This window comes from Pseudoalteromonas nigrifaciens (genome assembly GCF_002221505.1).
Lineage (GTDB): Bacteria > Pseudomonadota > Gammaproteobacteria > Enterobacterales > Alteromonadaceae > Pseudoalteromonas > Pseudoalteromonas nigrifaciens.
This window is the reverse complement of sequence record NZ_CP011037.1, coordinates 199631-217664: the sequence shown is the minus strand read 5'-3', so window position 1 is coordinate 217664 and position 18034 is coordinate 199631. Positions and strand designations below refer to the sequence as shown.

The following is an 18034-nucleotide window of genomic DNA, read 5'->3' as shown; positions in this document are numbered from 1 at the left end:
AATCACTAACGTTTTATTTTGTCACTGTGAGCTCTTCAACTAGCTTTATAAATTCAGGCTGTATCATGAGTGTATTTTGTAATTCTGTAAAAACTTCTAGCACTATATCTACTTGCTCTTGATGAGTATTGGCATGTTCAAACAAAGAAAGCATTGACCTTAAAATAACAATTGGATGCCATTTATTATGCTTGGCTCTCGGATCTACAGCAGTATCTATATACTCCCAATCATTAAATAATAATTTAAAACACGCTTTTAAATTATTATAATTGTCTGAATTTTTTATCATCTCTTGGCCTGTTCGATTGAAATCAAAAACTAAGCATAATTTTAATTCATTATTTATAAATTCTTTAACTCCGTGATCTCTTCCATCGAGCAACACACCGCAAAATATACCGGGAAGCCACTGCCTGCCTTTATTTTTAATGATAGGGCAAAATTCTAACCCAACTCTTGACTCAGTTCCTTGGCGTTTAAATACGGGTTCCATCCCGATAGTTTGTAACGGCCATTCTCGTTTTTGAGCCGTTTTAAAGATCGAGTCAACTTGCTCAATAAATTTTACTGCTTCTAAATAATGAGCAATAGAGAAACGATTCATTGGGGACTTTGGTCCTAATCCTTCAGATTTAAGTAATGATAAAAAATCTTCTATTGCCCAACTTGCGTGCTCATAATTTATTTTATCAACTAAACTTATTAAGCATTTATAAATATCCTCCCAGCACAATGCTGCATCTGGATTTTGAGCATGTTGAAAAGGAGTAGCTGTTATTAATATAATTCTGTAATCGTCATAAGTTTCAGATGCATACTCACGATAGTTTTTCAGCTGGTTTTGATGTAAGTCTGATTTTACTTTATGTTCGAACACTAAGGTGCAGGTCTCCCAACTTATAACTAAATCAGGGAACTTATTATTAAAATTTTCCTGCGTTGATATAAAAACTTCACCATCGGGTGCACTAATTGACGATTGCAATTTATTATTTATACATTCGAATACGCTCTGTAAAACCTCGCGGTTACTTCGCAACAGCCAAGCAAATGCTTCTGTTATAAAGTTTTCAAGGGGATCCGTATTTTCCCGAGGACGATACTTTCTTAAGTTGACTAAAAGGCTTTCCATAATTATTACCTGTAAAAGTATTTTGTTAGTTAACAATATAAACTAACTTAAATTTCGTTAAAAAATGAATTAAATTATATTTTACGAATTTGCCTTTCGATCTAGAACGATGGGATAAAAAATAAATTACATGCTTAAAATAATTTAGTTTTACTTCTTTATCTATAATTTTCAATAATTCATTTTTAGGTGTTCTTTAACTTCGAAGTAGCACCTAAAACCGATGTAAAACAAGTGCATAGTTTTATTCCTATGCGCAATGTTTAATGCATTTTGGAGATTATAATCCAATGCGTACTTGTTATTAAATTAGAAGTTGAAGCTGTGCTCCCATTTAAACACTATTTATTAGCTCTTATCACTCTAAGTTTTTTGATATCTGATCCTTTAATTTCCATAGAACGGGCAAGGGCATTGAAATGTTCTGCGTCAGTAGCATGCAAAACTTCAGGCTTTTCAAAATCTAAAAAATAAACAAAGTGCCCTAATTCGAATGCGGTGTTAATTCTTGAACTCGAAAAGCGTCCATCACTACCTCCTTTATGGAAATCTGTAATTAACACCTCTGTGCTCGCGAGTATGTGTTTGAACATTACATGATCAGCAATATCCCTTGGGGTATATACCGAATCAAAGCGCGTCATAATGCAATTTGTAACTTTTATGCCCTAACTTTTAGTTACTTTTGTATTTGTTACAACGTTTAAGTGGACTCTTTGAGTATCATGTTTTAATAATGCAATTTTATTGTCTAATTTTACTAAATCAAAAAGGCCGCACTTTTCTAATAAAACTAGCTTTTCGTTGTTTGAAATACTGAGGTAGTGAGCCAAATTAACCTCTTTTAAGTTGAGGTTATAATCACTATCAGCTACGTTGCTAGTAGACTCATCTAAAGCTAATACAGCTTCAAAAATATCATCACAAAAATTCATAATACCCTTAAGTTTAAGTCTCAATTTATCGCTACAAACATAAGCAAACAATTGCTAGTGAGAAAATAAAAGCTAGGCATACTTGTTTAACAAAGCCATTTTGTCTCAAGATATCATAATGCGAACTAGCCAGCGATATCGCTTCGCCCTAATCACGGGGGGGGCGGCCAATTTTAAATCACTACTTTTAACATCTAATGATATTTAACAGCGCCGCTGTTATGATTAAACATAACTTCAACAATAATTAAGTTTTGAAATGATAAGCGGTTTTAATAATGCCTAATTACTCTCTTGATGATTTACGTTATTTTTGCACTATAGTGCAATTAGGTAGCTTTAAAAAAGCATCCGAAAGTCTAAATGTATCATTATCAACCTTAAGCCGCAGAATACGTTTATTGGAGCAAACTCTACAGTTAACCTTACTTAATCGAGACGCTCATCGCGTTACATTAACTCATACAGGGGAGCTATATTACGCTCGCTACTGCAAACTGTTTGAGGAAGTAGACGCCATAGAGCAAGCGTTATCTGATGAGAAGCAGCAACCAAAAGGTAAAATTAGAATTTCTGCGCCAATTTACATGGGCAAGCATTTTTTAAGCGCTATTTTTTGTGATTTTTTACTGCTGTATCCAGAAATACAGTTAGATTTACGTTTTTCAAATGACTTAATTGATATCGAAAAAAAAGGCATTGATATTGCTTTTAGAGTAAGAAACCCTGCTATTGATAATTGGGTTATTAGAGAGTTGAAACTCACCCATAATATAATATGTGGCCGCCCTAACCAAACCACTCATTTAATTACCCACCCTGAGCAATTAGAAGAACAACCCAAAGTTATTTGCTTTGGATTAGCCCCGTGGCAATTAAAAAATAAACTGACTAATGAAGTGTATAACGTTGAGCCAAAAAAACACATTAGGCTTGAAGTTGATGAAATTCAAATGATGAAACATGCCGTAGAATCGGGTGTTGGCATTAGTTATATACCTGATTATATTGCATTGCCATTAATAGAGTCAGGAACGCTTGAGCGTATTCTTCCTGATTGGCAAAGTGAAGGGCAGCCTTTTTCTATGCTTTATCGCGACAGAAAACAAATCCCTCATCGTGTGAGGTTACTAATAGACTATACCTTGCAACACTTTAGCTAAAGCGCTGCAAGGTATTTTTTAATAACTCAGCCTCAGTACCATAACGCTATAAAAGTCGCTTAAAGTATTGCTGTAATTACTAAACGGCTTGCTTAAACGGATTGCGAGTATCTTGATGCTCATCAAGATTACGCATTAAAATAGCGTACGCTAAATCTAGTGCTTGAGGCAGCGCTATTTTAACAATATGGCCGGAACCTTTAGCATCGCTAATACTTTCACCCTTTTTATTTTCCATCTGCTCAAGTACAAAGCTAATATTACCTAGTGGGGTCATTAACTCTAATGAATGGCCAACACAAAACTTATTTTTTACATCAATATCAACTAAGCCGTTAGCATCTCTACCCAGCACTTCGCCAACAAACTGTTGTTTAGTTGATACCGAATGGCCGTATTCATAATTTTGATAGTCTTGGTGCGCATGGCGCTTTAAAAAGCCTTCGGTGTAGCCTCTGTGGGCTAAATTTTCTAAGGTTTTAAATAAGTTGGTATCAAACGGGCGACCAGCTACTGCGTCATCAATTGCTTTGCGATAAACCTGCGCGGTGCGTGCTACATAATAAAAAGACTTGGTGCGCCCTTCTATTTTTAAGCTATGTATACCCATTTGGGTAAGTTGCTCTACATATTGTACTGCTCGTAAATCTTTTGAGTTCATAATATAAGTACCATGCTCATCTTCATAAGCAGGCATATATTCACCGGGGCGACCTTGCTCCTCTAACATGACTATTTCGCTACTAGGAGCGCCTTCACCAAGCGTAGGTATTATACTTTTAGGATCGAACTTATGTACCATTTCACCCGTTTCGTTTTCAACGCCCGGTTTTACATCGTAATCCCAACGACAAGCATTAGTGCATGTACCTTGATTTGGATCGCGTTTGTTTATGTAACCCGACAATAAACAGCGTCCAGAGTACGCCATACACAAGGCACCATGGACAAATATTTCCAGCTCGGTATTTGGGCAAAGCCTGCGTATTTCGGCAATTTCTTCTAGCGACAGTTCGCGCGATAAAATAACTCGCTCAATCCCCTGTTTTGCCCAAAACTGTACACTCGCGTAATTTACCGCATTCGCTTGTACCGATAGATGAATAGGCATAGTCGGCCATTTTTCACGCACTAACATAATTAAACCCGGATCAGACATGATCAGCGCATCGGGCTGCATAGCAATAACCGGCTCAATGTCGCGTAAATACGAGTTAACTTTAGCGTTATGCGGCGCAATATTCGATACCACATAAAACTTTTTATTTAGTGCATGCGCTTCATCTATGCCTATTTTTAATGTTTCGAGATCAAACTCATTATTACGTACTCGTAAGCTATAGCGTGGCTGCCCTGCATATACTGCATCAGCACCATAGGCAAAGGCATAGCGCATGTTTTTTAAGCTGCCCGCGGGCGATAATAGTTCAGGGGTAAACGCAAACGGCGGTGTATTTTTTGAAGAGTTAACAGTAGTTGATGGCATGAGCGCTCCATACATAAAACTGGTTACAAGCCAGTTGCATGAATAATTAAATAACAAAGCGCGGCAGTATATAGAGTATTAATTTAAGGATAATTGATCAGCATCATGTACTGAGTATTTAGCGTTAAAAGCACAATAATTTAGCCCTTATTTAAAACACCTCTCACTAACGAAAAACTGAGTAACGTTTTGCGCTAATTTTTTGTAGTAGCCGCAGTTATTTATATTGCGATACTTGCGGCTACTTAGTCACAGGGGTTAATAAAAGCGGGTATAATTTAGGGCAATAAAATCTAGCCCTGGATTTGGCTTTTTGAAGCCGGCGTTAGAATAATGAAAGTAGCGTATAGCCACGCTTTGTCGATTATTTTTGCCAAACTTCATCACTAAACCTAAGCGGTCTTCAAATTGATAATGGGTGCTGACATTTTTGCCCGCAAACACAGTATCGTCGAGTAACGAAACACCAATCCCAAACTCTATTAAAATAGGTTTATCTGCCATCTGGGTTATCGGGTATTGGATCACTGGCGAAATAGCAAGCACTAGGTTACTGTCGTAGTCATTTTCAGCACCATACTCCCACAGGTTTAAGCTTGATTCAAAATACATATTTAAATTCTCTGAATACTGTTTTAACCAGTCAACGTGGTATTGCAGCGCTAGCTTAATCCCTTTGACATCTCCTTCACCTTGAACGTAATCAATCGAATAACTCTTGTTTTGAGTTGCGCCTGCCGAAAATACAAAACCAAACATTAGTGTCAAACTTAGAATAATATTTTTCATAGCAATATAAGCGTGTTAAGTTGAATTTGGCGGCTATTTTAATGACATTTATCACGGTTAAAATTTAATTAATTAGTATAAAACAATCGACTTAATAGAATTTAATTAACCGCCAATATTATTGCTGCAGCACACAACTACACGAACAATAGCCATTATATGAGCAAGTTTTTGCACAAACAGGCAAGTTAATTTGTTAATAGCCGTTTAATACTTGAGAAAATAACGACTAAGGTGTAGATTTTAATATTGTTTTTATAATTTTTTAGCACTGTGACTATGGTTCGATTATTCTTTATTATTGCAATTTTTATTATGCTCAATGGCTGCTCTTCTGGGCGTTTTTTGCAATTAAATGACCAACAGCCACAAATTAGCAATGCGTTGGGCTATGCTGTTTTACCTAATTTAGCGCCCTTATCGCTAGGCGCGTTACACAGCCATTGTCTGAGCGTGAGTGATGATACAGATATTGGCCTAGTATTGAGCCTACAATGTGCGCAAACTCTGTTGGCCAGACCGCAATTACCCTCTAATTTAAAAACGTATGCACTGAGCCTCTACAACAGCTCTCTTTATAAACTACTAAAAAGCGATCCCACACAATTAAACCTTGTTTCGGTTGCAATAAACGGTGAAAAACAATTTACCTTTGTAAGTAACCTATTACCTTTAGAGCCACGCCTTGCGGCTAAAACACTGGGTGAGTTGGGGGTTGCCTTAGTGGTAAAGAAACAGCAGCCCGACAACCCAAAAGCCAAATTTTACCCTGAAGAAGGTATTTACCGCGCCTACAATGCTAAGTTAAAAACAATTGAAACACAGGGTTTAACCTACCTAGTTACCATAGATATTGAACAACAAAACAACACCAAAGAAATTAGCCTAGGAAATAATCGCTACGCATTAAGTTATTCACCCGCAGCAAGTTTTTTAATGCTGCTAGAAGATGCCACCATAGACCAATTTAGTTGGCTAGGCTTTGTCTCTGCCAGCGAAGCCGAAAAGCGTCGTGGCATATTTTCACTTGCCCAATTAACTGCTGACAAAGAACCATTAGTAATGATCCACGGTTTAAATTCTGATCCACTGATTTGGCGTTACTTAACCATGGCCATATTAAATGATGCAGTATTAAGCCAACGTTATCAAATTTGGCATGTGTATTATCCCTCAGGTCCGCCACCGTTTTTTAATGCCATGAGAGTGCGTCATTTACTCAGTGAACTGAGCCAAGTTGCTAGCGGGGAGCAAGGCTTTGAGCGCGCAACAATAATTGGCCACAGTATGGGCGGAGTGATCAGTAAAACATTAACAACAAATAGCAACTACGCATTGTGGGATGCCACTTTTACCGACAGACCCGAACTGCTACTCAACGAAAAACAACGCGATATTAAAGATATTTTTGTGTTTGAGCCGGTGTTTAACTACAACCGTGTATTCTTTTTAGATACCCCACATCGCGGCTCCAGTATTGCCAGCTCAGCATTAGGCTACATAGGCGCGTCCTTAGTTACTTTGCCGCTGGAGTTTACTGGCCTTTTTAAAGCACTTATCGATAAGGTTGGCATAGCTAAACTAACTAAAGGTATGCTGCCTTTTTTAAAAGATTATGGTCCAAATAGCGTACAAGTACTCAGACCAGGGCACCCTTTAATGGATGCGTTGGGCACATTACCCGTGCAAGGAGAAGCGTATAATATTATTGGTTCTACTAATCGTCTAATCTGCGATTCAAGCGATGATTGCAGTAATATCAGCGACAGCGTAGTTGACTACCCTAGCGCTTATTACGACAAAGCTAAAGAGACTATTATAGTTAAATCAAGCCATAACTCCTTTCAAAACCCTAGTGCAATTGAGTATATTTTAACAAAGTTAAAATCGCAGTAAGCGCACAAAACAAAATATAAATAAAGCCTGCTAAATATATTCAAAGATGGTTATTAATAATAATTAGTATTTTTACGTTAAAACGCGTATAATTCGCGCCCGTTAATATTCACACTTTCACTTAAAATTATTGGAGCATTAAGATGGCTTTAGAACGTACTTTCTCAATCGTAAAACCTGATGCAGTTGCTAAAAACCACATCGGCGCTATCTACAACCGTTTCGAAACTGCTGGCCTTAAAATCGTTGCAGCTAAAATGGTTCACCTTTCACAAGAGAAAGCTGAAGGCTTCTACGCTGAACACAGCGAACGTCCTTTCTTCGGTGCTTTAGTATCTTTCATGACATCTGGTCCAGTAATGGTTACCGTTCTTGAAGGCGAAAACGCTGTTCTTAAAAATCGTGAAATCATGGGTGCTACTAACCCTGCAGACGCACTAGCAGGCACTTTACGTGCAGACTACGCTGACAGCATCGACGAAAACGCTGTTCACGGCTCTGACGCTGTTGAATCTGCTGCTCGCGAAATCGCGTACTTCTTCGCTGACGAAGAGCTTTGTTCACGTACTCGTTAATTCGAACTCGTTAACATATTGAAAAGGGCTTTCGGGCCCTTTTTTAGTCATTATGTAAGGTATTAATCAGTAAACTTATAATGTTTTACTTAATGATTAAGCTGAGTGAATTGTGTACAATTCGTCCTCGTAAATTTTTATCTCCACCGTCACCGATTGAGGTTGTTTCATGACCGAACAAAAAAAGATTAACTTATTAGATTTAAACCGAGAAGGGATGCGCGAGCTATTTGCATCGTTCGGTGAAAAGCCGTTTCGTAGTGACCAGGTGATGAAATGGATTTATCATTTTGGCGTAGATAACTTCGACGATATGAGCAACGTAAACAAAAAGCTTAAAGAAAAACTTAAAGCTGAATGCGAAATTGTTGCCCCAGAAATATCAGTGCGTCAACAAGCTAAAGATGGCACGATCAAATACGCATTAGTGCTTGAAGGCGGCCAAGAAGTAGAAGCTGTTTGGATCCCTGAAAAAGAACGCGCTACGTTATGTGTATCGTCGCAAGTTGGTTGTGCGCTTGAATGTACTTTTTGCTCTACAGCGCAACAAGGCTTTAACCGTAACTTAAAAGTATCTGAAATTATTGGCCAGGTTTGGCGTGTAGCTAAAGATATTGGCCTTGATGGTCACAGCGAAAAACGCCCGGTAACAAACGTGGTAATGATGGGCATGGGTGAGCCACTCCTTAACGTTAAAAACGTAGTCCCCGCGATGGAACTGATGTTGGACGATTGGGGTTTTGGTTTATCTAAGCGCCGCGTAACATTAAGTACTTCAGGCGTGGTACCGGCTCTGGATTTACTAAAAGAAAAAATTGACGTAGCACTGGCTATTTCATTGCATGCTCCTGATAACGCACTGCGCGATATTTTAGTGCCCGTTAATAAAAAATACCCTATTGAAGAGTTTTTAGCGGCGTGTCGTCGTTATATCGATGGCTCTAAAGCAAATAAAGACGTAACCGTTGAATACGTTATGCTCAATGGTATTAACGACAGCACCGACCAAGCGCACGCATTGGTACAAACGCTTAAAGGTACTCCTTGTAAGGTAAACCTTATTCCGTTTAACCCATTTCCGGGTAACGAATATACGCGTTCGAGTAATAGTCGTATTGACCGTTTTTCTAAGGTTTTACAAGCAGCCGGCATTACTTGTATTGTACGTCGCCCTCGCGGTGATGATATTGATGCAGCCTGTGGTCAATTAGCTGGCGATGTTGTTGATAGAACAAAACGCTTGGCTAAAAAGAAAATGCGTGACGATAACGCGATTGCCGTTAATATTCACCAAGCATAGTCTCATCTCTAAATAGCAATCAGTCTTAATTAATACCCCACATCAAGAATGATTGCTTTTAAGTCGTTTATTTTTAAATAATTGATGCAACATAGATGCTTTTAGGTAAGATAGGCGCTATGGACAAAAAATAAAGAGACAAGGTAATGCGACCTTTACTAGTTTTAACTATATCTACGCTCGCCTTAGGCGGTTGCGTTACAGAAAATAGTTATAACGGCAGTGATAAACCCGTTGTCGAAAATAAAATTAATAGCGCAGGCGCAGCTCGAACTCGCATTGCCCTTGCTTTACAATATTTAAATACGGGTAATAACTCTCAAGCAAAATATAACCTTGAACGTGCCAGCGAATATGCGCCAAACCTACCCGAAGTCCACTACTCTTTAGCGTATTACTATCAACAAGTTGGTGAAAATAAACTTGCCGATTTAGCCTATCAAAAAGCACTTGCTATTAAACCTGACGATCCTAATACCTTAAATAACTATGGGGTATTTTTATGTGGTATAGATGAATACGACCGTGCTACTGACCAGTTTTTAAAAGCAATCGCAATACCCAGCTATATCCGTGTTGCCCAAAGCTACGAAAACTTAGCGTTGTGCGCTATAGAATTTGACGACTTTGATAACGCCGAAACTTATTTTCAGCAAGCAATAAATCACAGTTCTCAGCGCGCTTCAACGCTAATTAGTTTAGCGGCTTTATATTACGCTAAAAGCGATTTATACAAAGCAAGTGCACTGTTAAAGCGCTACGACGATACCGCGCAAATATCTCCGCGTGCTTTATTACTTAGTTATTTAATTAAACAGCGCATGGGTAAAATTGAAGAAGCAGAGAAAATTGCTGCAACTATCCTACAAACTTACCCAAGTAGTGATCAGGCTTTTGCGATTAGAGATAGCCAAATAAAACAAACCGAATTTGAAGTCTTGCGCGAAAAATATCGTCAAGCGCAGCTCAATGAATTAAAACAAGATGGTAGCGAAGCGCAATTAAGTTCACAGCCTAAAATAAAAATAATTCGTAAAAAGCGTCCATCACAAAATGACTCAACAAGCTTAATTAGTGCTAATAAAACGCCCGTTGCAACAGTAACAGCCCCAGCTGCAGTAATAGCCGAAGTTAAACCAGCTCAGCCGTCAAGCAAAACTGTCGCGCCAACAAGCCAGACGAACACTGCGCTAAACGCAAAACTAATAACAAACTCAACAAACCAAAGCAGCAAGCAAGCTATTGTTAGCCCTTTAAGTACGCAGCCTGAGACACCACCAAGCACCTTGCCTGCAGCACAGGTAGCAGTTAATAATAACGTTAAAATAATTTCTTTTGGCGCTCCTCAACCTGCTAATAACAGCGCTAATAAAGCAAATACAACTAACACTACTTTCAGCCAAACGAGTGCTCAACCTAGTAATAATGGTCAGGTGGTTTTTTATAAGGCCACTAAAGATGCAGATGTATTTACTAGCAATAACAGCAACGAACTTGACACCATAGAGCTGAGAAATGCGCCAACAAGTAACGACAATAAGCTACCTATGCTCAATCCTAAGGTTGCGCCACTTACAGTACCGTTTCATATAATAGAGTTTGGTGAAAACCTATTTAGCATTTCGGTACGATACAATGTTAAACTACAAAAGCTCCTACTATGGAATGGATTAAAAGAGTCAGATCGGGTAATGAATGGCAGTAAAATTTACCTTAACGATCCTAATATTTATTATGAAATTAAAGCTGGTGATACCCTCTTTGAAATAGCTACCCAGCGGCAGGTATTAATTGATGAATTAATGCGATGGAATAAATTAAGTCCTGATATAGCACTAACACCAGGGCACAATCTTTTACTAGTGGATCCAGACTCATACCTATTATGAATGAAGAAATTACTCAGCCCCAAAGCGAACAACCTTCTCTTGGGCAAATATTAAAAACACACAGAGAAAACGCTGACATTAGCCTTGCTACTATGGCAACACATTTAAAACTGACTGTGTTACAAGTACAACGCATGGAAAATGATGAATATCAGTTACTTGGCCCTACAACCTTTGTAAAAGGGTATATAAAAAATTATTGCCGAGAGCTAAAAATTGATCATACACCTATTTTGGCTATGCTACCTGCACCTACAACGCCTGAAAAACCCGTTGATATGCAGAGTTTTTCGCGTCGTACTGAAAAAGAAGCTAACGACAGTCGTTTAATGATTGCCAGCTATATTATTTTAGCCATTGTAATTGGCTCCTCTGCCTTATGGTGGTGGCAAAATTCTATGCCAATTGAAGAACAAACAAGTAATATTAATGTTGAAAACTCGATAATGAGTGAGCAACAAGAACAGGCTGCGCAAAGTAATATTGGCGCATCACAGCAGCAAGTTCAGGAAATAAATAATGTAGCATTACCGCAAAGTGAGCAATTAAGTGCGCTACCTAGCGGTAATAGTACAATTAACACCACTACTACAGCCCCTAATGAAGCAAACAATAGTAGTACTATCGTTATGCTTTTTAATGATGAGAGCTGGGTAGAAATTTATGATGCCGAAGGTGAAAAAATTGCGTTTGGAGTAAAAAAAGCAGGCTATGAAATGACCTTAACAGGCATAGCTCCTTTTTCGGTTGTGCTGGGTAAGCATGATGCAGTTAATATTACTCTAAACGGTGAAACTGTTGATCTATCAGCTTTTCCAAAAAATCGTTTAGCTAAATTTAAATTACCACTAGCAGAGTAGCCGCTATGTTTTCAGAATCCCCAATTAAACGCAGAAAATCAACCCGTATTAATGTTGGTAATGTACCTATAGGTGATGGCGCACCCATTGCCGTGCAGTCAATGACTAACACCGACACTATGGATGTGGATGCAACCGTAGCACAGATTCAGGCAATACAAGATGCCGGCGCCGATATTGTGCGCGTATCTGTACCAACTATGGACGCCGCCGAAGCATTCAAAAGCATTAAAGAGCAGGTAACTATACCGTTAGTAGCCGATATTCACTTTGATTACCGAATTGCCTTAAAAGTGGCAAAATATGGCGTAGATTGTCTGCGTATTAACCCAGGTAATATTGGCAGCGAAGAGCGAATTAGGGCTGTGGTAGATGCGGCTCGCGAGCACAACATTCCTATTCGTATTGGTGTAAATGGCGGCTCATTAGAGCGCGATTTACAAGAAAAATACGGCGAGCCTTCGCCCGAGGCATTATTAGAGTCGGCAATGCGCCATGTAAATATATTGCGCCGTTTAGACTTTGATCAATTTAAAATATCAGTAAAAGCGTCTGACGTGTTTTTAGCTGTAGGTGCTTATCGCTTGCTAGCAAAAGAAATAGACCAACCTCTGCATTTAGGTATCACCGAAGCCGGTGGCATGCGCTCAGGCTCAGTTAAATCTGCAGTCGGTTTAGGCATGTTACTTGCCGAAGGAATTGGCGATACGCTACGTGTTTCGTTGGCAGCCGATCCGGTGCAAGAAATTAAAGTTGGTTTTGATATTTTAAAATCACTGCGTATTCGTTCTCGCGGTATTAACTTTATTGCTTGCCCTAGCTGCTCTCGCCAAGAGTTTGATGTAGTTAGCACCATGAACCAATTAGAAGAGCGCTTAGAGGATATTATTGAACCGGTTTCGGTCTCAGTGATTGGCTGTGTAGTAAACGGCCCTGGCGAAGCATTGGTAAGTGATATTGGTTTAGCCGGCGCTAGTCGTCGCTCAGGATTATATATTAATGGCGAACGCCAAAAAGCCCGCATAGATAACAATAATATTGTTGAACAACTTGAAGGCTACGTGCGCGATTTTATTGCAAAAAAACAAAACCAAACACCTATCGATATTAAAATCGTTGAGTAACACCTTTAATTAGTTAGTTTGGCCTTTATTTAAATTGTGCTATCGCTGGGTAACTTAGCAATAGCGCGCCTCTAAGCTCGCATTTACGTGTAAATTAGGGTTATAATATCGGGTCAATTTTTTTAGTTTTATGTTGTCGCAGTCAAGCATTGTACAACAACAGTTTTTAGGATTTAGCAGTGGCAAAACAAATTCAAGCAGTTCGCGGTATGAACGATTGCCTACCAGGCGATACTCAAGTTTGGCAAAAAGTAGAAAATATTTTACGCGAAACCGTTGCGTCGTTCGGTTATCAAGAAATTCGTTTTCCAATTGTAGAATCAACCGACCTATTTAAACGCTCTATTGGTGAAGTAACCGATATAGTAGAAAAAGAAATGTACACCTTTGCCGATCGTAATGGCGACTTACTTACGCTTCGCCCAGAAGGCACCGCTGTGTGTGTACGCGCAGGAAACGAAAATGGCTTACTGTATAACCAAGAGCAACGCCTTTGGTATATGGGCCCAATGTTTCGCCATGAACGTCCGCAAAAAGGCCGCTATCGCCAGTTTCACCAATTTGGTTTAGAAACCTTTGGTATTGCGAGTGCCGACATAGATGCAGAAGTTATTTTACTTACAGCGCAATTATGGGAATCGTTTGGGATTAGCGAACATGTACGTTTAGAGCTTAACTCGTTAGGTTCAAACGAAGCACGTGCCAATTACCGTGATGCACTGGTTGCCTATCTTGAGCAACACCTTGATGTACTAGACGAAGATTCAAAACGTCGCATGTATTCAAACCCGCTACGTGTACTTGATAGCAAAAACCCTGACGTGCAAGCAATTTTAATTAATGCACCTAAGCTATCTGAGCATTTAGACACTGAATCAAAAGAACATTTTGCAAATTTATGTGAACGTTTAGACGCAGCCGGCGTCAAATACACGATTAACGAAAAACTGGTACGTGGTTTAGATTATTACAACCGCACTGTGTTTGAATGGATCACCGACAGCTTAGGCGCGCAAGGTACTGTGTGTGCCGGTGGCCGTTACGATGGCTTAGTTGAGCAACTTGGTGGAAAAGCGACCCCTGCAGTAGGTTTTGCAATGGGCCTTGAGCGCTTAGTGCTACTGCTACAAGCACTTGAGTGTGTAGGTGATATTCGTCGTAATGCTGATGTATATTTAGCATCAATGGGCGACAAAGCCAGTATTCAAGCACCTATTATTGCAGCGACGCTTCGACGCGATGTGCCAAACTTACGCGTTATGGTGCATGCTGGCGGCGGCAACTTTAAAAAACAATTAAAACGTGCTGATAAAAGCGATGCACTCGTTGCCGTTATTATCGGTGAAGATGAATTAGAACAAGGCGTTGTGACCATTAAGTATTTACGCGAGCGTAAAGAACAAGTCACATTAGAATTAGAACAAGCTAAAGCGCTATTAGCAGAGCTTATTAATAGCTAATATTTTAATAAAAGCATATTAATGCCAAAGCTATCACAGAGGTAAAAATGGATATTTATTCAACAGAAGAACAACAAGCCGAAGCCATAAAGCGCTTTTTCCGTGAAAACGGCCTTTCTCTTGCACTAGGTGTAATTGTAGGTTTAGGTGGTTTATATGGCTGGAAAGCGTATAACCAAAACCAAATTACCACAGCTGAGCAAGCATCAGACGCTTACACAACATTGGTTTCAGGCGAAAGTGTATTATCGTCAGCTGATACGTTTATTAGCGAAAATAAAGATACCAACTACGCAACGTTAGCTGCATTTGTAGCGGCTAAAGATGCTGTAGAAGCAAATGACCTAGACGCCGCAAGCGAAAAGCTAAGCTGGATAGTGTCTAACGTAAAAAACGATGAATTAAAAGCCATTGCTATTACACGCCTAGCTCGCGTTCAAATTGCCCAGCAGCAGTATGATGAAGCGCTAACGTCGTTAAATGCATCATTACCTGACGCATTTTCTGCCAATGTTGCAGAGCTTAAGGGTGATATTTACACTAAGCAAGGCGACAAAAAACAAGCTCGCGCAGCATATCAAGCAGCGGTTGATGCCGGTGGACTAACCAGTAATCTACTATTACAAATTAAGTTAGATGACCTAGCAGTAACAAGCCCAGCGGCATAAGGTTTTAGCTATGAAAAAAATAACAATCGCAACGCTTGCACTTTGCATGGCAACTTTAATGGGTTGCTCGTCAAGTGATGACGAAGAAGAACTGGTTCTGCCTGAAATAGCCAACCAGTTCGAAACTAATATTGTATGGCAAGAATCAATTGGTAATGGTGTAGAGCATTATTTTTCACGCTTATCACCTGCTGTATATAAAGATACCGTATACGTTGCTAACCGCGAAGGCCAAGTAAAAGCACTTAAGCTAGAAAATGGCGATACGCTATGGAAAAGCGATGTGCGCCAAGATGTATCGTTTTGGCCATGGGCCGATAACGATAGTGCAAAATTATCGGGCGGAATATTACAAGCTTATGGTAAAATATATTTAGGTTCGGAGCATGGCTATGTTATTGCTCTAGATCGTGAAACTGGTGAAGAAGTTTGGCGTAAAAACGTACCCGGTGAAGCACTTTCAAAACCAGCTGCCGGTGACGGTTTGGTATTTGTAAATTTAGCTTCGGGTAAGTTATTAGCCCTTCATCCTGATACGGGTGAAGAACGCTGGCGCTTTGAGCAAGAAGTACCTGCGCTAACCTTACGTGGACAAAGCGCGCCTACTGTTGCAAATGGTGGTGTATTAGTTGGCCTAGAAACCGGCAAATTAAGCGTATTAATTTCAGACAGTGGTTACTCTGCATGGAGTGCCGAAATTGCAGTTGCTAAAGGTGCTTCAGAGTTTGAGCGTCTAGTTGATGTAGACACACAACCACTTATTAGCGGCCCATACGCTTATGCTATTGCTTATAATGGTAACCTAGCGGCAGTTGATATTCGTTCTGGTAATATTGTATGGAAACGTGAATACAGCAGTTACCGCGATATTGCCATGGATGCACAAAGTATTTATGTAGTAGATAGCAACGGTGTTATTTACGCATTGGATAAAGATTCAGGTATTGAACGTTGGAGCCAACCCGCTCTACGTGGTTGGTATTTAACAGGCCCTGCAGTTGCAGGTGAATATTTAGCGTTAGGTGATCAAGAAGGTAACCTACATTGGCTAAATAAAGTCACTGGCGAGCTAGTATCTCGTGAAGACTTTGACAGTTCAGGCTTTTTTGTTGAGCCTGTTGTTGCCAACGATAAACTGATTTTATATACCCGAGATGGGGAAGTTAGTGCGGTACAAATACCAAACTAACTTATGATTATTAGTATAACCCACTAATAGTTAATTATTTTTTGTAAGGCTTCGCAACGCGAAGCCTTTTGTTGTTTTTTAAAGAGGTAGTTTATGCTTCCCGTGATCGCTCTAGTTGGGCGACCCAATGTGGGCAAATCCACATTATTTAACCGTTTAACACGTACTCGTGACGCGCTCGTAGCCGATTTTCCAGGTTTAACTCGTGATAGAAAATATGGCCAAGCAAATTACGATGGCTATGAATTTATCGTGGTAGACACGGGTGGTATTGATGGTTCTGAAGAAGGCATTGAAATCGAAATGGCTGATCAGTCTCTGCTCGCCATTGAAGAAGCCGATATAGTACTGTTTTTAGTTGATGCCCGTGTAGGTATGACAGTAGCTGACCAAGCCATTGCTAATCACTTGCGCAAGCAAGAGAAAAAATGCTTTGTGGTTGCTAACAAAACCGACGGTATTGACGCCGATTCAAACTGCGCTGAGTTCTATCAATTATCGCTGGGCGAAATTCATCATATTGCTGCATCACATGGCCGCGGTATTACGTTATTACTTGAGCAAACGCTACAGCCTTTAATTGCTGAATTAGCGGCGCTTGATGAAGATGTAAGTAACGATGATGAAGAGCTTATCGATTTATACCAAGAAGACAGTGAAGATGACTCTCATCAAGCATTTGCAGACAAACCTGTAAAGCTAGCCATTATTGGTCGTCCTAACGTAGGCAAGTCAACACTTACCAACCGTATACTCGGTGAAGAACGTGTAATTGTTTACGATATGCCAGGCACAACCCGCGATTCTATTTATATTCCGATGACCCGTAACGACAAAGAATATATTTTAATCGACACAGCTGGTGTGCGTAAGCGTAAAAAAGTAAGCGACGTGGTTGAAAAGTTCTCAGTGATTAAAACCCTACAAGCAATTGAAGACTGTAACGTAGTGTTATTAGTCGTTGATGCTCGTGCGGGTATTTCTGATCAAGATTTAAGCTTATTAGGTTTTGCACTTAACTCTGGCCGTTCACTGGTTATTGCGGTGAACAAATGGGATGGCTTAGACGATTATGTTAAAGATCGTATTAAATCAGAACTAGATCGTCGCTTAGGCTTTATCGACTTTGCCCGCCTGCACTTTATATCGGCATTACACGGTACTGGCGTAGGTCATTTATTTGAGTCGGTAGATGAAGCGTACGAATCAGCTACTAAGCGTATAAGCACCGCAATGTTACGTCGTATTATGGACATGGCACAAGCAGATCATCAGCCGCCACTTGTTCGTGGTCGCCGTGTTAAGCTTAAATATGCGCATGCCGGTGGTTATAACCCACCACGTATCGTTATTCATGGTAACCAAGTTCATGATTTACCTGATAGCTATAAACGCTACCTAATGAACTACTACCGTAAAGCACTGAAAATTATGGGCACACCTATCAAAATCGAATTTAGAGAAGGTGATAACCCATTTGCCGGACGTGTTAATAAAATAACACTATCGCAAAAACGTAAAATTCGTGCGTTTAGTAAAGAAAACCGTAACAAATAGGTACTAGG

16 protein-coding genes are annotated in these 18034 nt (G+C 39.7%); 11 read left to right on the top strand and 5 right to left on the bottom strand.

The annotated features are described in order from the left end of the window. Positions 1-13 precede the first annotated feature (13 nt). From PNIG_RS17455 to PNIG_RS17445, 3 genes are all read right to left on the bottom strand, one after another. Positions 14-1135: a PD-(D/E)XK nuclease family protein gene (locus PNIG_RS17455; protein WP_089369099.1), complete on the bottom strand. Its 1122-nt coding sequence runs from the start codon at positions 1133-1135 to the stop codon at positions 14-16. A 341-nt stretch (positions 1136-1476) separates the two neighbouring features. Next, positions 1477-1779 carry a hypothetical protein gene (locus tag PNIG_RS17450; RefSeq protein WP_089369098.1) on the bottom strand — a complete coding sequence of 101 codons (303 nt, stop codon included), beginning with the start codon at positions 1777-1779 and terminating at the stop codon, positions 1477-1479. Between the two features lie 24 nt (positions 1780-1803). Continuing rightward, complete coding sequence (locus PNIG_RS17445; RefSeq protein ID WP_089369097.1) at positions 1804-2070, bottom strand: hypothetical protein; 267 nt, start codon at positions 2068-2070, stop codon at positions 1804-1806. Positions 2071-2348: 278 nt separating this feature from the next. On the opposite strand from PNIG_RS17445, the gene PNIG_RS17440 reads away from it, so the two are divergent. Then, positions 2349-3233, top strand: a complete 885-nt coding sequence (locus PNIG_RS17440) for a LysR family transcriptional regulator (RefSeq protein WP_244181085.1) — start codon at positions 2349-2351, stop codon at positions 3231-3233. 79 nt (positions 3234-3312) lie between these two features. Here PNIG_RS17440 and trhP read toward each other — a convergent pair whose 3' ends face one another. Then, the gene (gene trhP / locus PNIG_RS17435) at positions 3313-4719 is read right to left on the bottom strand and encodes a prephenate-dependent tRNA uridine(34) hydroxylase TrhP (RefSeq protein ID WP_089369096.1); all 1407 of its coding nucleotides are present in this window, start codon (positions 4717-4719) and stop codon (positions 3313-3315) included. 258 nt (positions 4720-4977) lie between these two features. Next, on the bottom strand, positions 4978-5478 hold the full coding sequence (locus PNIG_RS17430; RefSeq protein WP_307724741.1) for an acyloxyacyl hydrolase: 501 nt from the start codon (positions 5476-5478) through the stop codon (positions 4978-4980). 309 nt (positions 5479-5787) lie between these two features. Between PNIG_RS17430 and PNIG_RS17425 the strand changes: the two genes are divergently transcribed. The 10 genes from PNIG_RS17425 to der all read left to right on the top strand — a co-directional run bounded on the left by PNIG_RS17425 (position 5788) and on the right by der (position 18026). Continuing rightward, the gene (locus PNIG_RS17425) at positions 5788-7404 is read left to right on the top strand and encodes an esterase/lipase family protein (protein ID WP_231613386.1); all 1617 of its coding nucleotides are present in this window, start codon (positions 5788-5790) and stop codon (positions 7402-7404) included. 143 nt (positions 7405-7547) lie between these two features. Then, positions 7548-7979 (top strand): nucleoside-diphosphate kinase, encoded by a 432-nt coding sequence (gene ndk, locus PNIG_RS17420; protein WP_011329780.1) that lies wholly within the window; start codon positions 7548-7550, stop codon positions 7977-7979. 169 nt (positions 7980-8148) lie between these two features. Then, positions 8149-9279, top strand: a complete 1131-nt coding sequence (gene rlmN, locus PNIG_RS17415) for a dual-specificity RNA methyltransferase RlmN (RefSeq protein ID WP_011329779.1) — start codon at positions 8149-8151, stop codon at positions 9277-9279. 146 nt (positions 9280-9425) lie between these two features. Continuing rightward, positions 9426-11168, top strand: coding sequence for a type IV pilus biogenesis/stability protein PilW (gene pilW / locus PNIG_RS17410; protein ID WP_089369094.1), 1743 nt, complete (start codon positions 9426-9428; stop codon positions 11166-11168). Next, positions 11165-12028 carry a RodZ domain-containing protein gene (locus PNIG_RS17405; RefSeq protein ID WP_011329777.1) on the top strand — a complete coding sequence of 288 codons (864 nt, stop codon included), beginning with the start codon at positions 11165-11167 and terminating at the stop codon, positions 12026-12028. The genes pilW and PNIG_RS17405 overlap by 4 nt, the downstream gene beginning before the upstream one ends. 5 nt (positions 12029-12033) lie before the next feature. Beyond that, positions 12034-13152 (top strand): flavodoxin-dependent (E)-4-hydroxy-3-methylbut-2-enyl-diphosphate synthase, encoded by a 1119-nt coding sequence (ispG, locus tag PNIG_RS17400; protein WP_086998188.1) that lies wholly within the window; start codon positions 12034-12036, stop codon positions 13150-13152. Between the two features lie 179 nt (positions 13153-13331). After that, on the top strand, positions 13332-14612 hold the full coding sequence (gene hisS, locus PNIG_RS17395) for a histidine--tRNA ligase (protein ID WP_011329775.1): 1281 nt from the start codon (positions 13332-13334) through the stop codon (positions 14610-14612). A 47-nt stretch (positions 14613-14659) separates the two neighbouring features. Then, positions 14660-15280, top strand: a complete 621-nt coding sequence (locus PNIG_RS17390; protein WP_089369093.1) for a YfgM family protein — start codon at positions 14660-14662, stop codon at positions 15278-15280. A 10-nt stretch (positions 15281-15290) separates the two neighbouring features. Further along, positions 15291-16469, top strand: coding sequence for an outer membrane protein assembly factor BamB (gene bamB, locus PNIG_RS17385; protein WP_011329773.1), 1179 nt, complete (start codon positions 15291-15293; stop codon positions 16467-16469). Positions 16470-16562: 93 nt separating this feature from the next. Next, entirely contained in the window at positions 16563-18026 is a 1464-nt protein-coding gene (gene der / locus PNIG_RS17380; protein WP_011329772.1) for a ribosome biogenesis GTPase Der, read from the top strand. The last annotated feature ends 8 nt before the right edge of the window (positions 18027-18034 follow it).